The following is a 6,566-nucleotide window of genomic DNA, read 5'->3' as shown; positions in this document are numbered from 1 at the left end:
CAACCAGCTTCCACAATTCGTCACTTACCAGCTTCTTGGGCATTTTCTTCACCCCCTACTGGTATTTTACACCATATTTCGATATTTGTCAGGTTTTGTTAGGTGCTCTTAATGGCCTCGGCCAGCATGGCCTTCCGGGGCATCAGGTGGTCGGAATAGAGCCCCGAGGAGGCGCTGGAGGAACGGGACTCCAAAGCGTCCACATAGGTATTTTCCACAATGATCATATAGTCGTACTCTTTGTCGGCCTCCACCGGCTCAAACACCGTTCCCGCCGGGCATAGGGAGCGGACTGTCTGGAGGGCCGCCATACGGTCATACCGGGCCTGGCAGCCGCCGCAGTACTTCAATCCCACACGAACCACGTCCGCGCTGCCTTGCCGGTCCACCTTACTTCAAGACCTCTCTGGAGATCACGACCTTCTGGATCTCGCTGGTCCCCTCAAAGATCCGCAGGATACGGGCATCCCTGTAAAGACGTTCTACGGCGTAATCCTTCATATAGCCATATCCGCCATGGATCTGCAGGGCCAAATCACACACATAGGTAGCCATTTCCGAAGCGTAATACTTGGCCATGGAGCACAGCTTGGTCAGACCCGGGGCGCCGTTCTGCCGGGCCACCGCCGCCTGCATGGTGAGCAGCCGGGCCGCCTCCAGCCGGGTTGCCATATCCGCCAGGTACCAGCGCAAGCCCTGATTTTCACAGATGGGCTTCTTAAACTGCACCCTGGCCTTGGAATATTTCACCGCTTCTTCCAGCGCCCGCTGGGCAATACCCACGGAAAGACCGGCCATGCCGATCCGCCCGCCATCCAGGCCGCTCATGGCGATGCGGTAGCCATCGCCCACTTCGCCCATGACGGCGCTGGCGGGGACCCGGCAGTCTTCAAACACCAGCTCGGATACCGCCGCGCCCCGGATGCCCATCTTGTCCTCGGTCTTGCCCAGGCTGAAGCCGGGAGTGGCCCGGTCCACCAGGAAGGCGGTCATGCCGCCCCGGGTGCGCTTCTCCGGATCAGTGACGGTAATGACTACGGCAAAGTCTCCCTCGTCAGGGCCCATATTACTGATAAAGCACTTGGAGCCATTGATGATATAACTGTCGCCGTCCTTGACCGCCTTGGTCTTAAGTCCGCTGGCATCAGAACCAGCTCCGGGCTCAGTCAGCGCAAAGGCGCCCAGCTTGCCCTTCCGCCACCAGGGGCAGATAGGTCCGCTTCTGCTCTTCGTTGGCGTTCTTCAGGATGATATCGTTGACCAGCGGCTGGGTGGCCAGGATCTCGCCGGTTCCGCCGCAGCAACGCCCCACTTCGCTGATGGCCAACACCTTGCTGACCTCATCCATGTCCGCTCCACCGTATTCCTCCGGAATGTTCAGGCCCATGATGCCCATTTCGGCCAGCCCGGCAATGGGAGCGGAGGGATACTTATTTTCCTTATCAAACTCTTCCGCATGGGGCGCGATCTCTTTTTCGGCAAAGTCGCGAACCATTTCCTGGATAGAACGTTGGTCTTCCGTCAACCAAAACATACCATACTCCCCTTTATTGTTTTGTCTTTCTGACTCCAGACAGGATCACCGGCCGTCCAGCCGCTGTCCATAGCGTTCCAGATACACATAATCCGCCATGTAGCGGTCAATAGGCGGCTTGCCCCGGGCCGGAACACCTATGGCCACGGCGCCGAAGGGTATCACCTCTTCCGGAATCCCGAACAGTGTGCGAATGCGCGCGATCCGGTGTTGGCGAGGATAGATCGCCATCCACAGGCTGCCCAGGCCCAGGTAAGTCGCCTCGATCAACATGTTTTCAATGGCCGCGGCACAGTCCTGCACCCAAAACCCTTCCGGGGCGTAGACCTCCTCCCGGAACCGGGCGCAGACCATGATGAGAAGCGGCGCGGTTTTCACGGCCCCGGAGGCGTCGTGGGCGGACATGAATTTTTCCTTGCCCTCCTGGCTTTGAACGACCAGAAAGCTCCACTCCCGGCCGTCTCCGGCGGAGGGCGCGGCCATCCCGGCCCGGAGCAGCCGCTCTATCTGCTCCGGGGTGACCGGGATGTCCAGATACTTCCGGATGCTTCGTCTGGCAAATAGCTCTTTCATGAGGAATGTCCCAGCAGCTGCCTGGCAAAGCGCAGCAGGTCTTCACTGGCGTCATCGGGGAATTCCACACGGCTGACCGCCGGGAAGGCCGCCGTCACCATGTCCTCCATGTCCTGCTGCATGGTCATGCCGCACAGAGGACAGCTTTTGCAGGTGCCGCTAAGTATCACCGCCAGAGTTCCGTCCTCCGACAGCTCCACCGCTGTGACCCCGTCGAACCGGGGTTGAAGATAGCTCAGGATCTGAGCCTCTAATTCTTGCCGCTCCATACCGTGCTCACTTGATATTGGCCAGATGCTTGGCCATATCCTTTTTGCCGTTGAAGTTGGCATACCGGCTGATGTTCAGCTTTTGGGCGGCGGGGCTGCCGGCGCCGTGCATGGATTCGGTGCGGAAGCCCACGGCGCCCGTCCCGATGCACATGGTTTCCAGCAGACGCAGGGCCCGCAGCTTGTCCTCGGCGCTCACCCCGTTGGCGCCCACCAGCAGCTTGCGCAGGTAGGGACCGGTCTCCGGATTGTCAAAGTCCGCGCCGGAGGGGGCGGTGACCATCAGACCACCGGCGATCTCCTCCGCCAGGTGACACATCTCGTAGGGGTAGCGGGTCACGTTCAGCTTGCAGCAGTTAGCCAGCATGGGATCCACGATGTAGTTGCCCGCGGCGGTCTGGTAGCCCTCACAGGAGCTGGCGATACCGCCGGAGTAGAGGGTTTCGTTCATGTGGGTCATTTCCACCAGCTTGTCCTTGATATGGGCGGCCTTTTCCACTCCGTTGAACTGGGCAAACAGGCTGGCTGCGCCGATGAGCACGTCACCCACACCCGCCTTACAGCCGCCATAGCTGTTGCGGTGATAGCTGGCGAAGCGGTCCACCAGAGGACCGGCGAATTCGACCTCGCCGTTGAGGAAGATCCGCTCATTGGGCACAAACACATGATCAAATACGCATACCGCCTCAATGCCGCCGCACTTGGCATTGCCCACATCCATGGGCGTACCGTAGAGCTTGCGCAGGTCGCTGGAATTGCGGCCGATGATCATGGTGATCCCCGGGGTGTTCATGGGCACCGCGAAGGAGATGGCATAGTCCTCCTCGCCGGGGCGAAGGGACATGGTGGGCATGGTAAAGATCTCATGGGCATTGACGCAGCTGGTCAGGTGCATCTTGGCCCCGTTGACCACCACGCCGTCCGGCCGGCGTTCCACCACCCGGAGGAAGAGATCAGGGTCGCTTTGCTCCAGGGGACGCTTGCTCCGATCCCCCTTGGGATCGGTGATCCCCGCGCAGGTATACAGATCCTCCCGCTGGATCCGCTTGAACCACTCCAGGAAGTTCTTCTGATATGAGGTGCCATACTTCTTGTCGACCTCATAGTGGTGCAGTAAAAGGCGTTCGCGCCATCCATGACCACGCAACGCTGATAACACATACCGGTGCGCTGGCCCATGAGCCGCTGCATCTTCACTTTTTTGTTCAGATCCTCAATGCTCATGTGGATGTGATTGAACCGATTCACCTTTTCGTCGATCAGGTGGGAGTGAGCGGTCATCAGATCCTCGTACTCCGGCATCTGCGCCAGCTCATAGCTCTCAATGATACAATTGGTGGAGGGCTGGAGCACAGGATGGGACAAGGTATCATCGGTGTTTCCATGCCCTGCGTGGTGACCTTTACCAAGCCGGCCTGGGACCCCCGTTATCCCACCATTAAGCGCAAGATGGCCGCCAACCGGGCCCAGATCCCTGTTTTGACCGCGGCTGATCTGACCGCCATTGACCTGACCCACGCCGGATTGAAGGGTTCTCCCACCCATGTGAAGCGTACCTTCGTACCCCAGAAAAAAACCGGCGGCATCAAGATCAAGGAGGAGACCGGGGAGGCCTCGGCCCAAAAACTGTTCGCGCTGCTCAGCGGCGCCAACATCATCTGAATAAGGGGGTAGCACAATGGAAGCCAAAACAAAAGACCTTTGGGTCCTCATTGAGACCAGTGAAACCGGCGCACCTAAAAACGTGGGCCTGGAGCTCCTCAACCCCGGTCGGGAATTGGCCGGCAAGCAGGGCGGCGCACTGGTCGCGGTGGTCATCGGCTGCAATACCGGCGCCGCGGTAGAGGCTGCCAACGCCTACGGCGCGGACAAGATCATTGTGGTAGACGGGCCTGAGTACGCCCAATATACCACTGATGCCTATACCGACGCTCTGTATGCCCTGGTGGAAAAATACGGCCCCACCAGCATGCTCATTGGAGCCACCAACAACGGCCGGGACCTGGGTCCCCGCCTGTCCTGCCGGCTGAAAACCGGCCTTACCGCCGACTGTACCGCCCTGGACATCGACGAGGAGAGCGGCAACGTGGCCTGGACCCGCCCCGCTTTCGGCGGCAACCTGATGGCCACCATCCTCTGTCCGGACCACCGGCCCCAGATCGGCACCGTGCGTCCCGGTGTGTTCAAGAAACAGGAGCCCGGCGCCCCTCACGCCGAGATCATACAGGAAGAAATCCACGTGGAGGCCAGCCGCATCCGCACCCAGGTGCTGGAGCTGCTGAAGAACATGGGAGACGAAAGCGTGGATCTGGAGGGCGCTGAGATCATCGTCTCCGGCGGCCGGGGCGTAGGCGGCCCTGAGGGCTTCGCTCCGGTGCGCGCCCTGGCCGAGGCGCTGGGGGCCACCGTGGGAGCCTCCCGCGCAGCGGTGGATTCGGGATGGATCTCCCACGCCCACCAGGTGGGACAGACCGGTAAAACCGTGGGGCCCAAGCTGTACATCGCCTGCGGTATCTCCGGCGCCATCCAGCATCTGGCCGGCATGAGCGGCTCCGATGTGATCGTGGCTATCAATAAGGATCCAGACGCCCCTATCTTTGACGTGGCGGATTACGGTGTGGTGGGCAACCTGTTTGAGGTGCTCCCCGTTCTCACCGAGGAGATCCGCAAGCTGAAGGCTTAGTCCTTCCTCAACTTTATTTGAAGCAACCCCGGGCGATCCCAGTTCAATGCCTTCCTCCTCACGCGGGTTGTTTCACCCCCATGCGCTTTGAGTTGCCCCTTGCCGGGCAACTCAAAGCCATATTCGGGGCTTGTGAAAACATTGGCAAACAGGAAAAACAGAAAGGAGCGACACAATGAATTTCCATTTCAACGACGAAGAGCGCGAAATCCTGGACATGCTGCATGAGTTTTCCCTGAAGGAAGTGGCCCCCATCGCCGCCGAGATCGACGAGAATGAACGCTTCCCCGAAAAGACCTGGCACAAGCTGGCGGAAATGGGTATGATGGGCGTTCCCTTCCCCGAGGAGTACGGCGGGGCCGGGTTGAGTTACCTGACCTATATCGGTGTGTGCGAGGAGCTGGCAAAGCATTGCGCCACCACCTCCGTCATGGTGTCCGCCCATTCCTCCCTGTGCTGCTGGCCCATCAGCGAGTTCGGCACCGAGGAGCAGAAGCAAAAGTACCTGCCTCCCCTGTGCTCCGGAGAAAAGCTGGGCGCCATGGGCCTGACCGAGCCTGGCGCCGGCACAGACGCCGCCATGCAGAAGACCGTTGCCGAGGACAAGGGTGACCACTGGCTGCTCAACGGCTCCAAGATCTTCATCACCAACGCCGGCTATGCCGAGACCTTTGTCATCTTTGCCATGACCGACAAGGAGAAGGGCAACAAGGGCATCTCCGCTTTCATCGTGGAGAAGGGCTTCCCCGGCTTCAAGGTGGGTGCCCACGAGAAGAAGATGGGCATCCGGGGCTCCTCCACCTGCGAGCTGATCTTTGAGGACTGCGTGGTACCCAAGGAGAACCTGCTGGGCGAGCTGGGCAAGGGCTTCAAGATCGCCATGATGACCCTGGACGGCGGCCGCATCGGCATCGGGGCCCAGGCTCTGGGCATCGCCCAGGCTGCTATCGACGAGTGCGTCAAGTACACCACCCAGCGCATCCAGTTCGGCAAGCGGATCAGTCAGTTCCAGAACACCCAGTTCCAGCTGGCCGACATGCAGGCCCGTGTGGACGCCGCCCGGCTGCTGATCTATCGTGCCGCCCAGGCCAAGCAGGACCACGAGCCCTACAGCCACCTGGCCGCCATGGGCAAGCTGTACGCCTCCGAGGCGGCCAGCGACGTGACCCGCCGCTGCCTCCAACTGGTGGGCGGCTACGGCTACACCAGAGAGTACCCCTTTGAGCGCTTCATGCGGGACGCCAAGATCACCGAGATCTATGAGGGCACCTCCGAGGTCCAGCGGATGGTCATCTCCGGCTGGATGGGGGTCAAGTAATGCCCTCCCGGGGCTCCTTCAAAACGGACCGCTTATGAAAGGATGAATACCATGGGATATGTTACCTTGACAAAACAGGACCACGTAGGCGTGGTCACCATCGACCGGCAGGAGGCGCTGAACGCGCTGAACAGCCAGGTGCTCAGCGACCTGGACGCCGTCATCGACCAGGTGGCCGCTGACGATGAG

9 protein-coding genes and 1 pseudogene are annotated in these 6,566 nt (G+C 60.4%); 3 read left to right on the top strand and 7 right to left on the bottom strand.

Features of this window, described 5'->3' with window-relative positions:
• Positions 1-98: 98 nt before the first annotated feature.
• The 7 genes and pseudogenes from H6B51_RS15850 to H6B51_RS17885 all read right to left on the bottom strand — a co-directional run.
• Positions 99-356 carry a hypothetical protein gene (locus H6B51_RS15850; RefSeq protein ID WP_204884584.1) on the bottom strand — a complete coding sequence of 86 codons (258 nt, stop codon included), beginning with the start codon at positions 354-356 and terminating at the stop codon, positions 99-101.
• Positions 357-390: 34 nt separating this feature from the next.
• Entirely contained in the window at positions 391-1,170 is a 780-nt protein-coding gene (locus H6B51_RS15845) for an acyl-CoA dehydrogenase family protein (protein ID WP_335342192.1), read from the bottom strand.
• Positions 1,163-1,534, bottom strand: a complete 372-nt coding sequence (locus H6B51_RS18365; protein ID WP_335342191.1) for an acyl-CoA dehydrogenase family protein — start codon at positions 1,532-1,534, stop codon at positions 1,163-1,165. Before H6B51_RS18365 ends, H6B51_RS15845 begins: the two co-directional genes overlap by 8 nt.
• Positions 1,535-1,579: 45 nt before the next feature.
• The gene (locus H6B51_RS15840) at positions 1,580-2,107 is read right to left on the bottom strand and encodes a nitroreductase family protein (RefSeq protein ID WP_204884583.1); all 528 of its coding nucleotides are present in this window, start codon (positions 2,105-2,107) and stop codon (positions 1,580-1,582) included.
• Complete coding sequence (locus H6B51_RS15835; protein WP_204884582.1) at positions 2,104-2,376, bottom strand: NifU family protein; 273 nt, start codon at positions 2,374-2,376, stop codon at positions 2,104-2,106. The genes H6B51_RS15840 and H6B51_RS15835 overlap by 4 nt, the downstream gene beginning before the upstream one ends.
• Positions 2,377-2,383: 7 nt before the next feature.
• Positions 2,384-3,097 (bottom strand): 4-hydroxyphenylacetate 3-hydroxylase family protein, encoded by a 714-nt coding sequence (locus tag H6B51_RS17890; RefSeq protein WP_243421362.1) that lies wholly within the window; start codon positions 3,095-3,097, stop codon positions 2,384-2,386.
• A pseudogene (locus tag H6B51_RS17885) lies at positions 3,071-3,729 on the bottom strand (4-hydroxyphenylacetate 3-hydroxylase N-terminal domain-containing protein); the annotation flags it as partial. The pseudogene H6B51_RS17885 and the gene H6B51_RS17890, both read right to left, overlap by 27 nt.
• Before the next feature lie 3 nt (positions 3,730-3,732).
• Between H6B51_RS17885 and H6B51_RS17880 the strand changes: the two are divergent.
• The 3 genes from H6B51_RS17880 (at position 3,733) to H6B51_RS15820 (ending at position 6,377) form a co-directional block, all read left to right on the top strand.
• A complete protein-coding gene (locus tag H6B51_RS17880) occupies positions 3,733-4,038 on the top strand; it encodes an electron transfer flavoprotein subunit beta/FixA family protein (RefSeq protein ID WP_243421361.1) in 306 nt (101 codons plus the stop codon).
• 16 nt (positions 4,039-4,054) lie between these two features.
• Complete coding sequence (locus H6B51_RS15825) at positions 4,055-5,059, top strand: electron transfer flavoprotein subunit alpha/FixB family protein (RefSeq protein WP_204884581.1); 1,005 nt, start codon at positions 4,055-4,057, stop codon at positions 5,057-5,059.
• A 175-nt stretch (positions 5,060-5,234) separates the two neighbouring features.
• Positions 5,235-6,377: an acyl-CoA dehydrogenase gene (locus H6B51_RS15820; RefSeq protein WP_204884580.1), complete on the top strand. Its 1,143-nt coding sequence runs from the start codon at positions 5,235-5,237 to the stop codon at positions 6,375-6,377.
• Positions 6,378-6,566: the final 189 nt, after the last annotated feature.

Source organism: Pseudoflavonifractor phocaeensis (genome assembly GCF_016901955.1).
GTDB lineage: Bacteria > Bacillota > Clostridia > Oscillospirales > Oscillospiraceae > Flavonifractor > Flavonifractor phocaeensis_A.
The sequence above is the reverse complement of the archived record's forward strand: the minus strand, read 5'-3'. Positions and strand labels throughout refer to the sequence as shown.